Below are 20,152 nucleotides of genomic sequence, written 5' to 3'. Positions count from 1 at the left end.
GCCGGCGGGACTAGGAAGTTGCTGACGAACTCCTAATTTAAAGTATGACGGAGTTGTCTTTGTTGATTTTAGGAAGTGTGTGGGTTTATTCGGTTATTGAATCGTGCAAAAAAAGGTAGTGGCGTGATTCTTACAGTTGGCTTGATTGGAACCTTATGTGTTAACACCTGACTCTATGGTGAAGATTTTGAAAGGTTTGATTGTATTTCCTCAGCGCGTAAATCTCGCCGGAGCGGTTCTTGCGCTGTTTGCTGTTTTAGTTGTTTTTAACAATGAAGCCGCTTTTGCCGGGGAGGGATCAATCACTCAATCCACTGCGCCCGGTCCGGTGCTGATTTTATCCAATGCTGATACCGTTCCCGCTGTTGGTTTTTCAAATTTCTATGCTACTTCTTCGGAGTTTCCTGCGGTTATGCTATTACCGTCCGTACAGCACTCAAGAATATTGTATGGACATGCTCGCGAATGCGAAGTGTCAGTCACCCGATAGATAGACTGATCCACCGCATTCGCGAGCAAGCCCGCTGCCACATTTTTGATCTCTGTGTTTTAGTTCATCGCACCAGGCACGGCTGTTTGTTGTTGAACTTCCACCCTGGAATCAAAAACTGCATCGCCACGCTGTCATCCCGTGCGCCCAGGCCCATGCCCTTGTACAGCTCATGGGCCTTGGCCACGGCGTCCATGTCGATGTCCACGCCCAGGCCGGGTTTGGCCGGCACGTTCACGTAGCCGCCTTCGATCTTCAGGGGTTCCCGGGTCAGGCGCTGGCCGTCCTGCCAGATCCAATGGGTGTCGATGGCGGTGATGTCGCCCGGTGCGGCGGCGGCGACCTGGGTGAACATCGCCAGGGAAATGTCGAAGTGGTTGTTGGAGTGCGAACCCCAGGTCAGGCCCCACTCGTGACACATCTGCGCGACACGTACCGAGCCTTGCATGGTCCAGAAGTGCGGGTCGGCCAGGGGGATGTCCACTGATTGCAGTTGGATCGCGTGACCCATTTCGCGCCAGTCGGTGGCGATCATGTTGGTCGCGGTTTTCAGCCCGGTGGCGCGGCGGAATTCGGCCATTACTTCGCGGCCGGAATAGCCGTTTTCCGCACCGCAGGGGTCTTCGGCGTAGGCGAGCACGTGGTGTTGGTCGCGGCACAGGCGGATGGCTTCTTGCAGAGACCATGCGCCGTTCGGGTCGAGGGTGATGCGTGCATCGGGGAAGCGTTCGGCCAGGGCGGTGACGGCTTCGATTTCTGCGTCGCCGCTCAATACCCCGCCTTTGAGCTTGAAGTCGTTGAAGCCGTATTTGGCCTTGGCGGCTTCGGCCAGGCGCACCACGGCTTCGGCAGTCAACGCCTGCTCATGGCGCAGGCGGAACCAGTCGTCATCGGCGTCGGCTTCGTTGCGGTAGGCCAGGTCGGTGGTGTTGCGGTCGCCGATGTAGAACAGGTAACCGAGCATTTTCACCGCATCGCGCTGCTGCCCTTCGCCAAGCAGGGCGGCCACCGGCACTTCGAGGAACTGCCCCAGCAAGTCGAGCAACGCCGCTTCCATCGCGGTGACGGCATGGATGGTGATGCGCAGGTCGAAGGTTTGCAGGCCGCGCCCGGCAGAGTCCCGCGAGGCGAAGGTGCTGCGCATCTGGTTGAGGATGCGCTGGTAATGGCCGATGGGCTGGCCGATCACCAGGCTGCGGGCGTCTTCCAGGGTTTCGCGGATGCGCTCGCCGCCGGGCACTTCGCCGACGCCGGTGTTGCCCGAACTGTCCTTGAGGATAACGATGTTGCGCGTGAAATACGGACCGTGGGCGCCGCTGAGGTTGAGCAGCATGCTGTCATGGCCGGCGACCGGGATGACTTGGAAATCGCTGACGATAGGCGTGTTCATGGCAGGTTCCTAAATAGGTTCAGAGAGGTTTGCTGATGGCCGCGCCGCTGGGCACGACGCTGGGTGCCGCCAGCGCGGCAGAGGGCGAAGTCTTGGCAAAAAACACCAGGATCGCGGCCAGCACCGAGGTGCCGGCCAGGCCGTAGAGGCCGCCCTGGATCGACCCGGTGGTCTGTTCCAGGAAGCCGAACGTGGTCGGCGCAACAAAGCCGCCCAGGTTGCCGATGGAGTTGATCAGCGCGATCACCGCCGCAGCGATGCGCGCATCCAGGTAGCCCTGGGGAATCGGCCAGAACAGCGACGACGCCGACTTGAAACCGATCGCCGCAAAACAGATCGCCACGAAGGCAAACACCGGCCCGCCGGTGGTGGACATGAACATGCCCGCCGCCGCAATCAACAACGCCGCCGCAACCCACGCCTGCTGGAACTTGAACTTGCCCGACAGCGACGCGAAGGCGTACATGGCGATGATCGAGATCAGCCACGGGATCGAGTTGAAGAAACCGACCTGCACGTCACTCAACTCACCCATCTTCTTGATGATGCTCGGCAGCCAGAACGTCGCGGCGTAGATCGTCAACTGGATGCAGAAGTACAACGCACAGAACAGCATGATCTGGCGGTCCTTGAGCAGCTTGCCGATGGTCGGCTTGACCGTGCTCAGCGCTTCACGGTCGCGTTGTTCCTGGTCGATGGCGTTGACCAGTGCGTCCTGCTCTTCGCGGCTCATCCATTTCGCGTCGTGAGGCTTGGAGTCGAGCCAGAACCACACAAAGAACCCCAGCGCCACCGAGGCCAGGCCTTCGATGCCGAACATCCATTGCCAGCCGTGCAGGCCGAAGCCTTCGATCTGCAACAGCGCCCCCGACAAGGGGCCGGAAATCAGCGAGGCAACCGCCGAGCCACTGAGAAAGATCGCGATGGCCTTGCCGCGCTCAACGCCGGGCAACCAGCGGGTGAAGTAGTAGATCACCCCCGGGAAGAAACCCGCCTCGGCCACACCCAACAGAAACCGCAGGATGTAGAAGTGGGTTTCGTTCTGGATGAACGCCATCAGCGTGGCGACGATGCCCCAGGTGAACATGATGCGGGTCAGCCAGATCCGTGCGCCGACCTTTTGCAGGAGCATGTTGGAGGGCACTTCGAACAGTGCGTAGCCGATGAAGAACAACCCGGCGCCGAAGCCGTAGGCCGCTGCGCCGATGCCCAGGTCATGCTCCATGTGCGTGCGCACGAAGCCAATGTTGACCCGGTCGATGTAGTTGAGGATGAACATAATCACGAACAGTGGCAGCACGTGGCGCTTCACTTTGCTCACGGCGCGCGCGAGGACGGAATCACTGGTTGAAGCGGCGGATGCATGGCTTGAATGGGTCACAGTTCAAAACTCCCCCTGATTGTTTTTATGCGGGTTTATGCGTCTTGTTGATAGACATCATACAAGTGCTTTTCTTGAAGCCGCAATCGGGCGCTGTGATTTTTGTTTTTATAAGGCCGTAGGGTTTATTGGTATTTTGGTTATTTGTCAGTGTTTGCTGGGTTTTTTAGGCTGTCTGGTGGGTGTGGATAGCTGTGGATGCCTTGGCGATGTGTTTGAGTCTGTGCCAAGCAAAAGATAGTCATCATACAAGTTGTGTGGGATTTTGAATCTGCCCGGCCTCGTCTGCGGGCAGGGTGTTAAGCTCCCACCAGCCCAGCCCCGTGGACCCGTAACGATGCCCAATGAAAACGGAACGCCTGTCCGTAAACGTTCCAACAACCTCGCCCAAGGCGTGCTCGACGCGCTGACCCAGCGCATCCTGCTCGGGCAGTTGCAGCCCGGTGAAAAGCTGCCATCCGAATCCACCATCGTGGCTGAACACGGGGTAAGCCGTACCGTGGTCCGCGAGGCGCTGTCCAAGTTGCAGGCCTCGGGGCTGGTGGAGACACGCCACGGCATCGGCACCTTTGTGCTCGCGCCGCAAGCTCAATCCGGCCTGCGCCTGCATGTGGACACGGTGGCCAGCGTGCGCAGCGTGCTCGAGTTGCGCTTGGGTCTTGAGGTGCAGGCGGTGGCGCTGGCCGCACTGCGCAGGAGTGATGAACAATTGGCGCGCATGCGTGTGGCGCTGAGTGACTACCAGGCTTGCCTGGCCAACAACGACAGTTGCGTGGAAGCAGACAAGCGCTTTCACCAGTTGATCGCCGAAGCCACCGGCAATACCTTCTTCACCGAAATCATGCTGCACCTGGGCAATGCGATGATTCCGCGCACCCAGGTCAAGGGCGCCGAGCGCGGCGGCGCGGACTTCGCCCAATTGGGCCAGTTGGCGCACCTGGAGCATGAGGCAATCTTCAATGCGATCAAGCGCCAGGACCCGGACGCCGCACGCGCCGCGATGGTGCTGCACTTGAGCAACAGTCGCGATCGTTTTTCGGGAGAGTAGGGCAGTTGAACGAACACACTTTATCCATGCGCCTGGAGCGCGTGGCGGCGAACGTGCCCGCCGGTGCACGCCTGGCCGATATCGGCTCCGACCACGCTTACCTGCCGGTGGCGTTGTTACGTCGTGGCGCAATCACCGCGGCGGTGGCGGGCGAGGTGGCGGCTACGCCCTTTCACGCGGCGCAGCGCACCGTGCGTGACAACGGTCTGGAACAACAGGTCAGCGTGCGCCTGGCCAAAGGCTTGGCGGCCATCGAGCCGCAAGACGGCATCACCGCGATCAGCCTGTGCGGCATGGGCGGCGAAACCATCCGCGACATTCTCGCCAGCGGCAAGGCGCACCTGAACGGCCGCGAGCGGCTGATCCTGCAACCCAACGGCGGTGAGCAACCGTTACGCCAATGGTTGATGGACAACGGCTACGCCATCCTTCACGAGGAGCTGCTGCACGAGAACCGCTTCTACTACGAAATCATCGTCGCCGAGCGCGGCGAGCCCGTGCGCTACAGCGCCGAGCAACTATACTTCGGCCCGTTGCACTTGCAGGCCCGCAGCCCGGTGTTTTTGGCCAAGTGGCAACGTACGCTGCGCGAGAAACAAAAGACCTTGGCCAGCCTTGAACAGGCGCGCCAGGCGGGGCTTGAGGACAAGTTGCAAGCGCTTGCGCGGCACGTCAGCTGGATCACCGCATTGTTGAAAGGCGAGTGAAAACAAAATGTGGCGAGGCCGCTTGCACCCTCTCCACAAGCACAGCGTTCGCCCTTGACTGACTGGTACCAGGGCCCGCTCCAGATCCGTTGTTTTGTACCAATGGTTACGCCTGTGAGCGGTACTGAGTGCTTTTGCCCCATTTCAGGGCAAGTGGCGTGCGCTTTTTGTGTGCCACCCCGCGTAACTCAAGCCTCCCACCCTACGGCCCGTATCTTGCTTGAGCCAATTTAATCAATGACATGGCGTTTTGCCGTTAGTCATTTCAAGGCTTCACCGTGCGGTGCACCGCGTGGGTCGTTTTAGGGAGTGGTCGGACATGCACAGCTTTTTATCACCCGGTATCCGCCTACTCGGCCGTTTTGGTTTCGCGCGCAAGTTCCAGATCCTGTTCTTCCTGTTCATGCTGCCCCTGGCCGGCAGCCTGTGGATGATCGGGCAGGACTACCGCGCCAAATTGACTGTGATCTCCAGCGAGCAGTCCGGCGTGCGCCAACTGCTGGCGATGGACGCGCTGGACGCCCAGTTGACCGCCCAGCGCAACCTGGCCGCACGCTGGAAAGCCGCCGACATCCTGCACGCCCCCACGCCGGCGGCGAAGGCGGCGATGGACAAGGTCGATGCCAACTTCCCGGTGCTGCTGCAAAGCCTGCAAACCCTCGGCGAGGCGCTCAAGGCCCAGCATGCCAGCGCCGATATCCTGACGCGCTTCGAGGCGTTGCAGGCCACGGTCAAGGGTATGGATTCCCAAGCCTTGCGTACCGTGGGCTGGTGGCCGGACGGCTATGATCGCTTCACCGCAGCCCTGACTGCGATGCAAACCCTGCGCGAACAGGTGACCCTGGACACCGGCCTGATCCTCGACCCATGGCTGGAAACCTACCTGCTGATGCAGATTTCCACCCAGCACACCCCCGACCTGATCGAGCGCATCGGACGCATGGCCAGTGTGGGCCAGTCGTCCATCGCGTCTGGCCAGTTCACCCTGCAAAGCCGCTTGCAGATGCGCGACCTGCGCGGCCGTATCGGCGATGCGCGGGATCAGTTGGTCAAGGCCGCCGCCTCGCTCAAGGCCAAGCAATACGCGGGCATCGAGGCGTGGACCGCGCAGTACGACAGCAGCCTGCAAGGCCTGGATAACCAACTCAAGGTCCTCGACGACGGCGTGTTCGGCGGCACCATCAAGCTCGATACCACAGCGTTCGAAAGCAGTGTCGATACCATGCTCGACAGCCTCGGCGCGCTGCGCAACCAGACGCTGAAGTCCCTGGATGCGCGGTTGAGCTATTACCACAACCGCTCGCTGCAGCAGATCATTCCCGTGGCGGTGACGTTCAGCCTGCTGGCGTTGGCGGCGCTGTACCTGTTTATGTGCCTGCAAGCCTCGATCCGCCGCAGCGCCAGTGGCATCACCACCCTGGCGGAGTCGCTGCGTGACGGCAACCTGTGTGTGGAAGTGGCGGTGCAAGGGCGTGACGAACTGGCGGCGATCAGCACTGCGCTGAACGTCGCAGTGGTGCAATTGCGCACCAGCCTGCTGGGGGTCAATCACGAGACCCAGCAATTGGGCTCGGCGGTGCTCACCCTCAATTCGCAATCAGGCAGCACCCTCAACGAAGTCGAAGACCAGCAACAACAGATCAGCCAGATTGCCGCCGCCGCGACCCAGTTGGCCGCCACGTCCATGGGCGTCGCGCGCAGTTGCGAACAAGCCTCGGGCAGCGCCCAGCAGACCCGGCGCATCGCCGAAGACAGCAGCCGCGACAGCCAGCGCACCACCGCGAGCATCCAGCAGCTCAACCGGCGCCTGACCGACACCGCCAATGCCTTGGAGCAAGTCAGCCAGCAGGGCCAGCAGATTCAATCGGTGGTCGACACCATCCGTGGCATTGCCGAGCAGACCAACCTGCTGGCGCTCAACGCCGCCATCGAAGCCGCCCGCGCCGGCGAACAGGGCCGTGGTTTTGCGGTGGTGGCCGATGAAGTGCGCAGCCTGTCGCAACGTACCCAGGCCTCCACCGCGCAGATCGCCAGCACCGTGGACAGCCTGCGCGCGACGGTGAGCCAGGCGGTCACCCTGATGGGCGCCGCGTGCGAGCAAGCGCTGACCGATGCCGAGTCCGTCACCGGGCTCGGCACGCGCCTGGGCGAGATCGCCGGCGCGGTGCAGAACGTCACCGACACCCTGGCGCAGATCGCCACGGCGGTAGAAGAACAGGCCGCGACGGCGGATGAAGTCAGCGGCAATATCCAGCAGGTGGACCAGGCGGCGGGGCGCTTGCTTGACGGTGCACGGGCGGTCAACCAGGCGGCCGATACCTTGAGCAAGGGCAGCCAGGCGTTGAGTGATAACACTGCACGGTTCCGGCTGAGCTGATCTCTGTTTGTGTCGCGCGCTTGTGTGGGAGGGGGTGAGCCTCTTCCCATCTTTGAGTGCCTTTCAGCATTTCGATGGGAGCGGGCGGCGATCAGTCAAATGCCTCTGCAATAAAGGCTTCCAGCGTTGCCGCTTCGAGGATTTCCATGGAGAAATGCCCGAAGCGCTTGGGCAACCAGATGATGCGTCCGCCGGACGGCGATTGCAGGTTCTCGCGGGCGAGCGGCGTGCCGTTTTCGTCTTCGGGTTGCACCCCAGCGGCGACCAGTTCGTCGTAGGCGATTTCGATGTCCGGCGTGGTGTAGCAATGCCGGTAAATCATCCCTTCGCCGTGGGCGTCCAGCAATGCGCGCAAGTTCCCCGCAATGGGCTGGACCAGCATGAAGCGCTCCTGCCCCAGCAGCACCACGGCATACCGCACGTGCAGGCCGCCGCGTTCCCACACGAACGTCTTGGAGATGCGGGCCTTGAGGATGTGCGCGTAGTAGGCGCAGGCCTCGTCGAGGTTTTCGACCAGTATGTCGACGTGACTGAATTTCAGATCCATGGTGCCTCTCCGTACGAGCCGATCCCCATCGTAACCATGGCGCCCGTCACACTGAAATATATTTCCTGGCACTCCAGGCCAGTGGCGTAGTCTCTTGCTCAGTCATTCACTGTCGCCCAGCGGAGCCACCCTATGATCACCGTCCACCACCTCAACAACTCCCGCTCGCAGCGCATCCTCTGGCTGCTCGAAGAACTCGGCCTGCCGTACCAGATCAAGCGTTACCAGCGCGATCCGAAGACCAACCTTGCACCGCCTGAACTCAAGGCCATCCACCCGCTGGGCAAATCCCCGGTGATCGAGGACGGCGGCCAGGTGCTGATCGAGTCCGCCGCGATCATCGACTACCTGATCCGCCGCCACGGCGCCGGCCGCCTGCAACCGGACCCGGCCAGCGCCGCCTACGACCAGTATGTGCAATGGCTGCACTTCGCCGAAGGGTCGGCGATGTTGCCGTTGATGCTCAACCTCTATGTCGGCCGCCTGGGCGAGGCGGGCGCGCCATTGCATCCGCGCATCGAATCGGAAGTGGCCAATTACCTGGGGTACCTGAACGACGTGCTGGGGCAGACGCCGTACCTGCTTGGGCATGAGTTGAGCGGCGCGGATATTCAGATGAGTTTTATTGGCGAAGTCGCCGGGGCGCAGGGCAAGTTGGCGGCGTATCCGCACCTGGCGGCGTGGGTGCAGAAATTCCAGGCACGCCCGGCGTATCGCAAGGCAGTGGAGCAAGGTGGCGAGTACGCATTCGCCAAATAACCCCCCTGATGTACACCAAACGGGCCACTGTAGTGAGCGGGCTTGCCCCGCGCCGGGTGGCGCAGCCGCCCCAAATCCCGGCACCTCGGTCCCCCTGCAACACCGCGGCGCATCGTTTGGGGCGGCTGCGCCACCCAGCGCGGGCAAGCCCGCTCACTACGGGTGCGTCGAGGCAGGGTGGGTTAGCGGACTACTTCGAGCGCGGTGTATTCATTTACGTAATGGGTTTGGCTCGAGGTCGATTCCAGCGTCAGGGCCACGCCCAGATCTTCGATGAACACGCGTGAGGTCTTGTAGTCGCCCTGGTCGCAGGCCAGCTTTATCGCGTCACCGGTCAAGGTTGCAAACACCTGGCGCGCCGGGATGCGCGCGCCGACGGTGCAGGTCAATGACGTGTCGATGGCCTTGTCGGTCGGCCGGGCGGGCACATTGACCATGTGCAACTTCGCGCTCAGCGTCTGGCCCTGGGTCCAGCTGGCGGGGATGTGCAGCTCGGCTTCACGGGTTTGCAGCACCCGGCCATCGCCCACGCCGTTCATTTTCGATTTCAGCTGGATCATGTCCGCCTGCGTCAGGCGGTCGACGTTAAAGGTCTTGCCGTAGACCTCGTTCTTCACCAGCAAACCACCCTCGGCCTTGAACGTGACCGAAGTCGGCTGGTCCTGGCTGCCATCGCCTTTGCGGGCGAAATAGGTGTAGCTCAGTGTCTTGAACTTGGGTTGCAGCAGGGGCGAGTCGAGGCGCTGGAGCACGTTGGCCGGCACTTCGACATCGCCGATCTCTGTTTCAGCCTGCGTACGTGGGTAGTCCGCCGGTGCAATGTCCGGCCGCAACTGCGCCAGCAGCCCCGCGTTGACCCCGCCCTGCACCGAACAGCTGATGCGCGATTGCGTGCCTTGCTTGCCTTCCGGTTCGACGATCAGCACACGCTCCACCTGGCGCAGGCCCGGCGCCTTGCCCGGCTGCGGTTTGATCGACAGCCAGCCGTTGCCGACCTTGAGCTCGCTGCGGGTGTATTCCTTGTCGCCTTTTTGCAGCGAGCCGGGCTGCTCCAGCAACGCGGTGAGGCGTTGTGCGACCTCATCGACACCGCCATCGACAATGAAGCCCCAGTAATAAAACAGGCCCAGCGCGCCAAGGTCGGTGACCTCATCGTTGTACGACAGCAGCTTCAGCCCGCCGATGGCCGGCGCGCTGACCGGCACCTGGTTGGCCTTGTGGTCGGCACGGTTTTTAACCGCGATCCAGGCGAAGTTCTTTTCCTGCTTGAGCGGCGCGTAGGCCTGCCAGGCGTCGCGGTGGCTGTTCAGGCTGCTGAAGAAACTCGCATCGCAACGGGTGAAGGCCTTGAGCGTGTCGGTCAGCGCGGCATCGGTGGCGTGGGCAGCAGTGGGGAGCAGCAGGGCACAGGTCAGCAGGGCGAACGGCAACTTCATGGGGCAGGACTTCCTTATCGAAGGGCGGGGAGCAGGGTGGGGCATTATCCAGCAGTTGGGCGCCGGGCTCTAGTTGGCGGAGCGGGTCAGGCGCAAACGCCAATTGCCGCCGTGACGGGCTTGGCAGTCTTCTTCGCAGTCGAACTGGACGCAGCGGTTCAGCGGCACGGGCGCGATGTCGGCAGCGTGCAGGGCCGTGGCGGTGAGTTCGCGGATGCGCGTGTCCAGGCCGGTGGCCAGGGCGTGGTCGCGGTGGGCACGGGTGTCGAAGACCCAGGTGATCACCAGGCTGCGCGGGAAGTCGGCGTAGTTGACCGTATGAGTCAGCCACTCGAAGCCCGGGATTTCGGCTTTGGCGGTTTCGCAGGCTTCGGTCAGGCTGGCGACGAGGCTGCGGTCGATGCGCGCGCTGTCGCGTTTTGAGAGGGCCATGGAACGCTCCGGAAAAAGGCAAGGGCCGCAGGTTAGCAGGGGCCGAGCGCAGTTTCAGCCATGGCACTGCCCGACGGTGGGAGGTGCCGAGATTGAGTGAGGCGCCGATGGGGTCGCTTCGGTCAACCTAAAGCTCACGCTATGCCCGTCGATAACCTGTAGGAACCCACCGATCATGGATTGATTGAAATGGTACTTTCCGTCAGCTCGACCTTCATCCCGCCAGCAAACACCCAGCTTAGGCCTTCTGAACACAAGCTCGAGCCCCAGCCGCTGACAGATGCCAACCAGCACACCCTGGCAAATGCCTCGCCCGCAGTCATCTACCATCCCAATGAAGACACCAGCACCATGGTGAAACAACTCGAGGTCGTCGACACCTGGATCGGCCGCTCCCAATCCCCGGAGTTCCCTCGATTCGCTCAGATTGCCGCTGGGGCGCATGGAGCGCTGAAAGCCTCTTTCCAGGCATTCCAGGCAACGCTGTCGAACAGTGCTCCCGACCTGGCCAGCAAAAAATATGGTTTCACTGTTGAGGCCGATGGCAACCTCAAGGTGCTCGATACCGCCGCGCAGCTCAGCCGCTCGGACACCCAGCGGCTCACGGATCTGCTGAACAAATCCCTTGGCCTCAAAGCCGCCGCCGTTTCTTATCGAGATGCGTCCATCGATCTGGTTGACGCCGATTCACCGTGGTCGGGCAGCTACATGGGTTACTACAGCCTGACGAAGGAAAACTTCGCCAGCACTATTGATCTGGCGCCCTTGCTGAAAGACACGCGCACCATGGTTCCCGCAGAGTTCAAGGACGCGACTTTTTTCACTCAGTTGTCCAATAAAGGCGAACGGGCCACGCGCGAGACGGAAAACGCGATGCTTGAGCGGCGAGCAGCGCAGCGGTTCTCCGTGATGGTCTGACTTGCGGGTGGGTAGGTGATGGTTTGGGGCGGTTAGTGCTGTTTGCGACGGGCTGCTTTCGGCCGATTCTGTTGAAAAAGTCGGTTCTTCCAGACTGCCCGCATACTGATCGCTGAAAACGCCTTTTTTGCGCGCAGCTACGCGAAATCTGAGCCCGGCATACTCTGCTCAATGCAAAGATTTCAATCTCAAGCGCGTACTTTTCTACCGTGGAAACCACGGCCGACTTTTTCAACAGAATCGGCCAGAAGCGGACTGTCGCCTAATAGATAACTCTGTCCCATATTCCGTGCAAATGAGCGATGAATCTAGATGGATCAGCCACTAGGTGAAAGGCAGCCAGGGGTGGCTGGTGACAGCTGTGGACATCCACTCAGCGCCTAGGCATATGATCTACTAGAAAAAACGGGGCTGATACGCCCCGCAGAGGCTCTAGCTCGGTCTCAAGCCAGGTTTGTATACGCCCAAAATTCTTTGTCCTCGCCTAAAGTAGGTGTGGAAGGTGTTTCCGTCGTCGCCTATGCTCCTTGCTGCCACTAATGATGGCCCAAAGCTACTTAGCAAAAAGGAGTCAGGCTGTGATCACGGAATTGAACATAAATGGCGTCGCTAGCTACAAGTCCAAATCTATTCTCTCTCCAACCAGAAAGACATCGCTAATTTATGGGCTTAATGGAGCCGGGAAAAGCACTATTTCCGAGTTTCTATATAATCAAAGTGAGCCGCGGTTTGCTAAATGCAGTGTAAAATTAAGTCAGTCGTGTGATTTTCTAGTCTATAATCAAAGCTTCCTCAACGACTACTTTTACGAAGAAGATAATTTAAAAGGAATTTTTACTCTTTCGAAAGAGAACAAGGTCGCACTCCAGCAAATTGAAGCAGAAACGAAAGAGCTGGACAAACATCGTGCTGCGCAACAGGCAAACTCAGCAGCCTCTTCAGCAAACTCTGCCAAATTAGATCAAGAGAAATCGAAAGCGAGCACAAAGATCTGGGAAATAAAAACGAAGTATGCTGGTGGAGATCGTGTATTGGAGTTTTGCCTGGATGGCTTGAAAAAGACAGATCTTCTTTTTCAGCACGTTCTTGGGCTTCCCTTGCCAGAAGCTTCACCGGACTACACGGCCGATGATTTAAAGACAGAGGCCTCATCAATCGAAGGTGAAGGTGCTGTCACGTATAATAAAATTCCAAATATTTCTGCTGGTTGGCTAAGTATTGAGGGCAATTCGCTCTGGTCGAAGATCATTGTTGGCAGCCAGGAAGGTTCAGTCGCCGAGTTCATAGCCAAGGCAGGGAATTTTGATTGGGTGAAGGAGGGGCTTCAGTTTGTTTCGAATGACAAAGATAAACAGGAGTGCCCCTTTTGCCAGCAAGAAACGATCACCAAAAGCTTTATTGACTCCATAAGTTCAGTCTTCGATGAGGCTTACAAGGATGATGTGAACTCGCTGGAGTCAATGAAAAGTATCTATGAGTCACTAACCTCTAGCCTGAACCTGCAGGACATCTCAAACTCTGCGCTTGCGAGTAAAGAACTAGCAGAAGCATGGAATATCGCATTTGAAGCTTTGAAAGCGTCAGTACGTGAGAACGTCCTGCTTATTGGCAACAAGATCAAGAGCCCGAGCGCGGCAGTTAGTCTTACCGACACCAAGGCAACTGTTGATGTGCTTAACGGTTTACTCAACGACCTGAACACATTGATCGAATCGCATAATGACAAACTCACGAACAAGAAAAAAACTCGGGACGATATAAAGGCTCGTTTTTGGGCTTTGATGCGTTGGGACTACGATCAAACCATTTTTGCCTACTCTCAATCGGCCACTGGCATTGAAAATGAGGCCAGCCAATTCAGCCAAGACGCTAGCAAGATAAATAAATCTATCGAGGCCTCAAATCTCAAGATTTCTAATCTTAGAAAGCAAACTGTTAATATCGAAGAGTCTATCGAAAATATAAATCGCGGACTGGTAGAGATCGGCATCGATGGCTTTTCTGTGATATCACATGGCGAGAACTTCTATCGTGTTTCAAGGGCCAGTGATCAAGGAAATGCATTTCACTCGCTAAGTGAGGGCGAGAAAACAGTCATTAGCTTTCTGTACTTCATTGAGCTTTGTAAAGGGCAGAAGACTGCCAATGCTGTTCCGCAGACGAAAGTAGTGGTGATTGATGACCCAATCTCAAGCCTTTCCCACCTCTATGTTTTCAATATCGGGCAGTTGATCAAGAGATATTTCATCAATGATAAAAGCTATGCTCAAGTGTTTGTCCTGACTCATAGTCTGTATTTTTTCTATGAGCTAACGCATACTAACAAAGAGAAGCGGGCCAGACGCAGCATCTTTTCAGGGTTATCAAAAATGCAAATGGAAGCTCTGTAATTTCAATGAACTATGAGGAAATCCAGAATGATTACCAGTCTTACTGGTCAGTTATAAAGGACCAAGCCTCACCGCCCGCGCTAATTGCAAACTGCATGCGCAACATTGTCGAATACTTCTTTAATTTTGTTCAAAAGAAAGACTTTAATAATGTTTTCCAAAAACCAGCCCTGTCAGGCGACAAATTCGTGACGTTCTACAGATACATGAATCGAGAATCCCATTCGTTGGGACAAAATATTTTTGATATCAAGGAATTTGACCATCAAGTATTCAAGGACGGCTTGAGGTTGATTTTCGAAGAGTCAGGGTATGGAGAGCATTACCAGGCGATGAATAAGTAAATCCGACATGAGACGGGCATTCACCATATGGCGAGTACTCCGTCTCATCGGCTATTAGCCATGCTCTCTCCTCGTCAGGACGGGTGAAACCAGCCCATCACGAAACCAGGTGGGTGGAAAAGGGACAGATTTATTTACTTGGTGACCGTCCGCTTCTGGCCGATTCTGTTGAAAAAGTAGCTCCCCTGTCTGGCCTGCGGCAAAATCTTCACATCGGCCAGCAGGGAAGCACGCAGCATGATGGGACAGTTATCGAGTGGACAGGAACGGCTGTTTTACTCGTTCAATCTCGAAGATCACATCCCAACCAATCACCTACTGCGCAGCATTGATCAGTGTCTCGATCTGAGCGACCTGCGCCATTACCTCGCCGATTTCTATAGCCCGATTGGACGCCCTTCGATTGATCCTGAGCTAATGATCCGCATGCTGATCGTCGGCTACTGCTATGGCATCCGCTCTGAGCGGCGACTGTGCGAAGAGGCTCATTTGAACCTGGCGTATCGCTGGTTCTGCCGGTTGAGCCTTGAAGATGAAGTCCCCAATCACTCGACCTTCTCCAAGAATCGACACGGCCGTTTTCGGGACAGCGATCTGTTTCGCTGGTTGTTCAATGAAGTGCTGCGTCGCTGCATGGACGCAGGCCTGGTCAAAGGCGAAGGCTTTGCCGTGGACGCCAGCATCATCAAAGCGGATGCGAGTCGGCAACGCGGCGTACCGGGTGATGAGCCAGTCAACTGGAGCGATCCGTCCCTGAGCAGCCGCGCCGTGCGAGAGTACCTTGAGGCACTCGATGAGGAGGCTCTGGCCGAAACGCTACCGAAGCGCCTATCGCTGACGGATCCTCAAGCCCGCTGGACCGCAGCTCCAGGTGGCCCAGCGTTCTACGCCTATTCCACGAACTATCTGATCGATACCGAGCACGGCGTCATCGTGGATGTGGAGCCCACACCGGCTCATCGCACGGCGGAGGTCGAGAGCACCAAGACCATGATCGACCGCGTCGAAGCGCAGTTCGACATCAAGCCGGAACGCCTGATTGGCGACACCGCTTACGGAACCGCGCCGATGCTGGCCTGGATGGTGGAGGAGAAAGACATCGAACCGCATGTGCCGGTTTGGGACAAAACCGAGCGCAAGAACGACAGCTTTTCGAGCAAGGACTTCCACTGGAATGAGGAGGCTGAGGAATACCGCTGCCCCGCCGGCAACGCATTGCGCAGCGAATGGCGAGCCTTCAAGAATGAGCGTTCGCACGTCACCAAAGCCAACACCATCATCTTCCGATCCCGGCAAACCGACTGCGCGAACTGCCCGATGAAAGCCCAGTGCTGCCCGAACACTACGTTTCGCAAGATCGCTCGCAGCGTCCATGAAGCCGTGCGGGATGTGGCTCGGCGCATTGCAGCGACACCGGAGTACGTGCGCTCTCGCCACGAACGCAAGAAGGTCGAAATGTTGTTTGCCCACCTCAAGCGCATCTTGAAATTGGATCGCTTGCGACTACGTGGCATGAGTGGCGCCACCGATGAGTTCACGCTGGCCGCCGCGGTGCAGAACCTGCGCCGGCTGGCCAAACTTTTACCGCAAGGGCCACCGGTCACGGGATAGGTGCGCCTGCACCAAGCAGAAAACCTCAAATTAACCCAATAACCGAGCCGCAAAGGTCAACGAAGGGCCGAAAAACCACTCAATGTGGTGAGTAGGTTCTCTGGTGGTAGCCGTGCCTGAGTTCAGGCCAGCTGAAAATCCGACTTTTTCAACAGAATCGGCCGAAAGCAGTCTTCCCCAATCTGGAAAAAGGGCACGGAATTAATTAATGTCCTGAAAAACAACCCGTCCCTTTTTCAACCCTCCAATTCCGCTTCCAGTCGAATTAGCACCCCGAATGGCAAATGCTCATCCGGAACAAGGCGTCTCGCGGTCCAAAAGCTTGGCGGTGAGTAGCACGCCCAATTCACTCAGCTGATGAATGGCCAGCGCGATGTCGCGCTGCTTGCCGTTCAACTCTTCGGAAAGGTCGAGCAGCAGGGTGCTGACCGAGGTGAAGGTTTCATAGCTGTTGGTAATGAGGGCTTCGTTGCTGGCGCTTGGCGCAACGTAGAAGAGAGCAGTCTGATCTGACGAGCCTTTAAGCATGTTTGCATTCCTGTTTAGGGCAACCATCCTTCAGCTACTAAACAAAAGGGTGGCAGCTGTACGCAGGTTAGTAGACCGGGGAATCCAAACGAAAGCCGGCGCGCCCGAGGGCGCCCTGCGCACAGCCGCCATCAAATGCAGACGGTAGCGTCTGATTGATGAAGCTTGTGCACATTGTTTGGATAAACCATCAGGCTACTAAACCCGATCACCGAGAAATTCAGCGACCGCGCAACCTTAGATTTCGCCACTCCAGCGCACAAGCCGGCGGATTCTGACGCAGGCGTAGGCAACGGAGCAAGGTGCCGGATGGCTTTGGGATTTATCTTGGGTTGAACTGCGCAGTTGATTGGCGCAACGGCCGAGTTTTTAGGCCATCGCTGTAGGTTCCGGCCAGCCCTTTTGTAGCCACTTTCTGAAATTGAATTCCGCCCGCGGGCCTCGGGTGAGGCCCGTTCTAATTACCTGAATTTTAAAAGCACGAAGATTATCGCTAGCCAAACACCAGTAACAATTATCATCGCTAGATGGATTTTGAGCAGGCGCTTGAGGTGAGGGGGAAACTTTTCGTGATCGGCTGCATTTAGGTCGCCAATGCGGATATACGTTCTTGGCATCATTATCATCCCTGTGATTTTTGCCATTTCAAGAAGCGACCAAATTAAACCGCGCTTTCCCAAACTCGGTCCCCAAAGATAGATATAACGGCTATTTTTCAGCGCGTCTTTCATGGCGCTCAAGTGCCGGTGACTTAGGTGCAGGCTGTACCCAACACTTACGATTTCGAGCAGCAATGGGCCAGCCAAAAACCAGATTGCTAGCCATGAGTTCCAAAATTCCTCCGTGGTCATGGCTGAGTTCTCTCGTACAAAGTAAACGCGCACTTATCGCGCAGTTACCCTGATGATCTGGTTTTTTGAAGTACAGTCGGACGCTTCCTGGCTTCATTTAGGAAAAGTCTGGTCGGTAGGTAAGAGCTGACGCTGTACTCGCGCCGGAGGAGATATTTCCCAAAGCGCTGGGCAGATAGGTCTACCATGTCGCCCCCGGCAGCTGTTCCACGCGCTACCGACCTCTCTTTTTCAAGGTATCGCCCATGTCCATCGACCAGATCAGCCTGCCCAAAGGCGTCGGCCCCCACGCCAGCAAGCTCCTCGACGCCATCACCGGTGCATCGACCCACGAAGAACTCAACCGTGCCGGCGGCAAGGCGGAAGGTTTTGTGTTGGGGCTGGAGTCGACCAAAGCCATCAAAAGCCAGGTCGCCGAGTCGCTGTACGTGGCTTACGATGACGCGGCGAGCCACCGGGCCAGTGAGTTGAAGGGCTGATAGCCCGTGGACGCTTCATATTTCAGGATGAAATGCTCATGTTTAAAGCTGTTGTCGCGTCACTGCTGCTGATTTCCCCTCTCTGCGTTTCGGCCGCGTCTTCGGTGGATGTCTCGAGGATTTACGGCAAGATCCAGTTCGTCGACAGCTACCCCGACTACAAGGTCAAGGTCGTGAATCAATACCCTGACCTCAAAGTGCAACAGGTGAGTATTTACCCTGACTCCGTTGGAAAATGGCAGACGGTGAGTTCGTTTCCCGATTACAAGATCCAGATTGTCGATTCGTATCCGGACTTCACCATTCAATATGTGGAGTCCTACCCTGGAGTGAATTGAAGGGCGTGGCGCGACACATGGTTTGAAGGGAATACACATGACATTGACCGTCGACCGCTTGCTCGAATTGGCCATGGCCAACCCCATCAATGCCGAGATCGCCGCGCGTTTGCCGACGCTGGGGTTGGATCAGTGTTTGCTCACCGCCGGCTGCTTGTTCCAGGCGGTGTGGAACCATCAGGCGAACCGGCCTGCTGGGCATGGGGTGAAGGACTACGACGTTTTTTACTTTGATACGGACCTTTCCTACGAGGCTGAGGACAAGGTCATACGTGCGGCGCAGCGGTTGTTCGACGACCTGGGTGTGAATGTCGAGGTGAGGAACCAGGCGCGGGTGCATCTTTGGTATGGCCAGCGGTTTGGGCGGCCTTACCCGCAATTGCACACCGCCAGACAGGGGATTGATCGTTACCTGGTGGCGGGCACGTGCATTGGCTTGGACGTGGCGACGGGCGAGGTGTATGCGCCGTATGGGTTGGAAGATGTCGAGCAGGGGGTGTTGCGGATCAATCCCCATCACCCGGAGCCGCAGTTGTTTGCCCAGAAGGCGCTGAGTTATCAGGCCCGCTGGCCCTGGCTCAAGATCCTGGAACCAAACCCTGCCGACACGGTTTGACGGGATAACGCGGTGTCTGGGGTGGGGCGGCTGCGCCACCCGGCGCGGCGCAAGCGGGTGTTTGAAGGGGGCGTGAACTTTTACCCCTGTGCTGCCCGTCCAAGTTGAAATGCCCAGCCAAGGACCGACCATGACTTTCTTCATCTTCCTGCTCGCCTGCGTCGCCGCCGCCAGTACCGGCCTGCTGTTCAAGCCCGGCGCGTGGTACGAATCCCTCGTCAAGCCCAGCTTCACGCCGCCCAACTGGCTGTTCCCGGTGGCGTGGACGCTGATTTATCTGCTGCTGGCCTGGGCCGGTTATCGCCTCAGCCTGATCCCGGACAGCCAGGTGGTGTTGGCGTTGTGGGCGGCGCAGATTGCGTTGAATACGTTGTGGACGCCGGTGTTCTTCGGCGCGCATCGCATCCTGGCCGGGATGGTGATCCTGGCGGTGTTGTGGCTGACCGTGGCGACGATGGTGGTGCTGGCGGTGCGTCTGGATCTGATCACCGGGTTGATCCTGTTCCCCTACCTGGCGTGGCTGTGTGTGGCGGCGGCGCTGAACTTCTCGATCCTGCGCAGTAACCGCTGATGCCCTATAAACCATGGCCTGCCAGCGAACCCCAGCTGGCCGAAATGCGCCGTTTCAACAAAAAGCTCGCGTGGCTGCCGCGCTTCAAGATCCGCAACCGTGTGACGCCGCGCTTGATCCAGGCGCTGTTGCGCGCCGGTCAGGTGTTCAAGCGCTCGCCCGTGGCGCAAACCCGGCTCGCCGGCAACGTCCCCGTGCGTATTCTGCGGCCAGTCGGCAAACCCAAGGGCGTGGTGCTGGATATTCACGGCGGCGGCTGGGTGATCGGCAACGCGCAGATGGACGACGATCTCAACCTGGGCATGGTCAATGCCTGCGACGTCGCGGTGGTGTCGGTGGACTACCGGCTGGCGGTGGACACGCCGGTGGCAGGCTTGATGGACGATTGCCTGGCGGCGGCGCGTTGGTTGCTCAGCGCCGAGGAGTTTGCCGGGTTGCCGGTGGTCGTTGTCGGCGAATCGGCCGGCGGGCATCTGGCGGCAGCGACGTTGCTGGCGCTGAAGCAATCACCAGAGCTGCTCCAACGGGTGTGCGGCGCGCTGTTGTACTACGGCGTTTACGATTTGAGCGGCACGCCCAGCGTACGCGCGGCGGGGCCGCACACCTTGTTGCTGGACGGGCCGGGCATGGTCGAGGCGTTGCGCTTGCTGACGCCGGGGTTGAGCGATGAAGAACGTCGGCAGGCGCCATTGTCACCGCTGTATGGCGACTTCAACGGGTTACCGCCGGCGTTGATGTGGGTGGGCACGTTGGACCCGCTTAAAGACGACACGCTGTTGATCGCCGAGCGCTGGCCTGGGACTGAGGCGTACCTGGTGCCCGAAGCGGCGCATGGGTTTATTCATTTTCCGCTGGGGGTGGGAGCGGCGGTGCTGGAGCACAGCCGGGCGTGGATTCTGCAACGGATTCAGGCGGTAAGCGCCGTGGGTGAACCGTGAC

19 protein-coding genes and 1 pseudogene are annotated in these 20,152 nt (G+C 58.4%); 13 read left to right on the top strand and 7 right to left on the bottom strand.

Translation table 11 applies throughout. The annotated features are described in order from the left end of the window. The first annotated feature begins 157 nt into the window (after window positions 1–157). Window positions 158–490 carry a hypothetical protein gene (locus tag PSH81_RS18405; protein ID WP_305391257.1) on the top strand — a complete coding sequence of 111 codons (333 nt, stop codon included), beginning with the start codon at window positions 158–160 and terminating at the stop codon, window positions 488–490. A 64-nt stretch (window positions 491–554) separates the two neighbouring features. Here PSH81_RS18405 and gudD read toward each other — a convergent pair whose 3' ends face one another. After that, a complete protein-coding gene (gene gudD / locus PSH81_RS18400) occupies window positions 555–1,880 on the bottom strand; it encodes a glucarate dehydratase (protein WP_226455081.1) in 1,326 nt (441 codons plus the stop codon). Window positions 1,881–1,899: 19 nt separating this feature from the next. After that, window positions 1,900–3,261, bottom strand: a complete 1,362-nt coding sequence (locus tag PSH81_RS18395; RefSeq protein WP_305391256.1) for an MFS transporter — start codon at window positions 3,259–3,261, stop codon at window positions 1,900–1,902. Window positions 3,262–3,598: 337 nt separating this feature from the next. On the opposite strand from PSH81_RS18395, the gene PSH81_RS18390 reads away from it, so the two are divergent. The 3 genes from PSH81_RS18390 to PSH81_RS18380 all read left to right on the top strand — a co-directional run bounded on the left by PSH81_RS18390 (window position 3,599) and on the right by PSH81_RS18380 (window position 7,393). Continuing rightward, window positions 3,599–4,309 (top strand): FadR/GntR family transcriptional regulator, encoded by a 711-nt coding sequence (locus tag PSH81_RS18390; RefSeq protein WP_192296876.1) that lies wholly within the window; start codon window positions 3,599–3,601, stop codon window positions 4,307–4,309. A 5-nt stretch (window positions 4,310–4,314) separates the two neighbouring features. Then, a complete protein-coding gene (locus PSH81_RS18385; RefSeq protein ID WP_305391255.1) occupies window positions 4,315–5,016 on the top strand; it encodes a tRNA (adenine(22)-N(1))-methyltransferase TrmK in 702 nt (233 codons plus the stop codon). Between the two features lie 319 nt (window positions 5,017–5,335). Next, on the top strand, window positions 5,336–7,393 hold the full coding sequence (locus PSH81_RS18380; RefSeq protein WP_305391254.1) for a methyl-accepting chemotaxis protein: 2,058 nt from the start codon (window positions 5,336–5,338) through the stop codon (window positions 7,391–7,393). A 91-nt stretch (window positions 7,394–7,484) separates the two neighbouring features. Here PSH81_RS18380 and PSH81_RS18375 read toward each other — a convergent pair whose 3' ends face one another. Beyond that, complete coding sequence (locus PSH81_RS18375) at window positions 7,485–7,940, bottom strand: VOC family protein (protein ID WP_226455085.1); 456 nt, start codon at window positions 7,938–7,940, stop codon at window positions 7,485–7,487. Window positions 7,941–8,072: 132 nt separating this feature from the next. Here PSH81_RS18375 and PSH81_RS18370 point away from each other — a divergent pair, with 132 nt between their 5' ends. Next, window positions 8,073–8,699, top strand: a complete 627-nt coding sequence (locus tag PSH81_RS18370) for a glutathione S-transferase family protein (protein WP_226455086.1) — start codon at window positions 8,073–8,075, stop codon at window positions 8,697–8,699. Window positions 8,700–8,881: 182 nt separating this feature from the next. Here the strand turns inward: PSH81_RS18370 and PSH81_RS18365 are convergent, their stop codons facing one another. Together PSH81_RS18365 and PSH81_RS18360 are read right to left on the bottom strand one after the other, a co-directional pair. Then, window positions 8,882–10,135, bottom strand: coding sequence for a hypothetical protein (locus PSH81_RS18365; RefSeq protein ID WP_305391253.1), 1,254 nt, complete (start codon window positions 10,133–10,135; stop codon window positions 8,882–8,884). A gap of 69 nt (window positions 10,136–10,204) precedes the next feature. Continuing rightward, entirely contained in the window at window positions 10,205–10,567 is a 363-nt protein-coding gene (locus PSH81_RS18360) for a hypothetical protein (RefSeq protein WP_192296870.1), read from the bottom strand. Between the two features lie 189 nt (window positions 10,568–10,756). On the opposite strand from PSH81_RS18360, the gene PSH81_RS18355 reads away from it, so the two are divergent. The 3 genes and pseudogenes from PSH81_RS18355 (at window position 10,757) to PSH81_RS18345 (ending at window position 15,830) form a co-directional block, all read left to right on the top strand. Beyond that, entirely contained in the window at window positions 10,757–11,485 is a 729-nt protein-coding gene (locus PSH81_RS18355; RefSeq protein WP_305391252.1) for a hypothetical protein, read from the top strand. A 539-nt stretch (window positions 11,486–12,024) separates the two neighbouring features. Beyond that, window positions 12,025–14,219 (top strand): annotated as a pseudogene (locus PSH81_RS18350) (AAA family ATPase). Between the two features lie 237 nt (window positions 14,220–14,456). Further along, window positions 14,457–15,830, top strand: coding sequence for an IS1182 family transposase (locus tag PSH81_RS18345; RefSeq protein WP_305391250.1), 1,374 nt, complete (start codon window positions 14,457–14,459; stop codon window positions 15,828–15,830). Between the two features lie 288 nt (window positions 15,831–16,118). Here the strand turns inward: PSH81_RS18345 and PSH81_RS18340 are convergent, their stop codons facing one another. Both PSH81_RS18340 and PSH81_RS18335 read right to left on the bottom strand, forming a co-directional pair. After that, window positions 16,119–16,358 carry a DUF6124 family protein gene (locus PSH81_RS18340; RefSeq protein WP_192296866.1) on the bottom strand — a complete coding sequence of 80 codons (240 nt, stop codon included), beginning with the start codon at window positions 16,356–16,358 and terminating at the stop codon, window positions 16,119–16,121. A gap of 461 nt (window positions 16,359–16,819) precedes the next feature. Next, window positions 16,820–17,209 (bottom strand): hypothetical protein, encoded by a 390-nt coding sequence (locus PSH81_RS18335; RefSeq protein ID WP_305391249.1) that lies wholly within the window; start codon window positions 17,207–17,209, stop codon window positions 16,820–16,822. A gap of 245 nt (window positions 17,210–17,454) precedes the next feature. Here PSH81_RS18335 and PSH81_RS18330 point away from each other — a divergent pair, with 245 nt between their 5' ends. The 5 genes from PSH81_RS18330 (at window position 17,455) to PSH81_RS18310 (ending at window position 20,151) form a co-directional block, all read left to right on the top strand. Continuing rightward, window positions 17,455–17,688: a hypothetical protein gene (locus PSH81_RS18330; protein ID WP_305391248.1), complete on the top strand. Its 234-nt coding sequence runs from the start codon at window positions 17,455–17,457 to the stop codon at window positions 17,686–17,688. 38 nt (window positions 17,689–17,726) lie between these two features. After that, window positions 17,727–18,026: a hypothetical protein gene (locus PSH81_RS18325; RefSeq protein WP_305391247.1), complete on the top strand. Its 300-nt coding sequence runs from the start codon at window positions 17,727–17,729 to the stop codon at window positions 18,024–18,026. Window positions 18,027–18,063: 37 nt separating this feature from the next. After that, window positions 18,064–18,642 (top strand): nucleotidyltransferase family protein, encoded by a 579-nt coding sequence (locus PSH81_RS18320; RefSeq protein ID WP_305391246.1) that lies wholly within the window; start codon window positions 18,064–18,066, stop codon window positions 18,640–18,642. 130 nt (window positions 18,643–18,772) lie between these two features. Then, window positions 18,773–19,213, top strand: coding sequence for a TspO/MBR family protein (locus PSH81_RS18315; protein WP_305391245.1), 441 nt, complete (start codon window positions 18,773–18,775; stop codon window positions 19,211–19,213). Beyond that, window positions 19,213–20,151: an alpha/beta hydrolase fold domain-containing protein gene (locus PSH81_RS18310; RefSeq protein ID WP_305391244.1), complete on the top strand. Its 939-nt coding sequence runs from the start codon at window positions 19,213–19,215 to the stop codon at window positions 20,149–20,151. Before PSH81_RS18315 ends, PSH81_RS18310 begins: the two co-directional genes overlap by 1 nt. Window position 20,152 lies beyond the last annotated feature (1 nt).

Origin of the sequence: Pseudomonas sp. FP2335 (assembly GCF_030687535.1) — a bacterium.
Classification (GTDB): Bacteria; Pseudomonadota; Gammaproteobacteria; order Pseudomonadales; family Pseudomonadaceae; genus Aquipseudomonas.
This window is presented reverse-complemented; position numbering and strand designations above follow the sequence as displayed.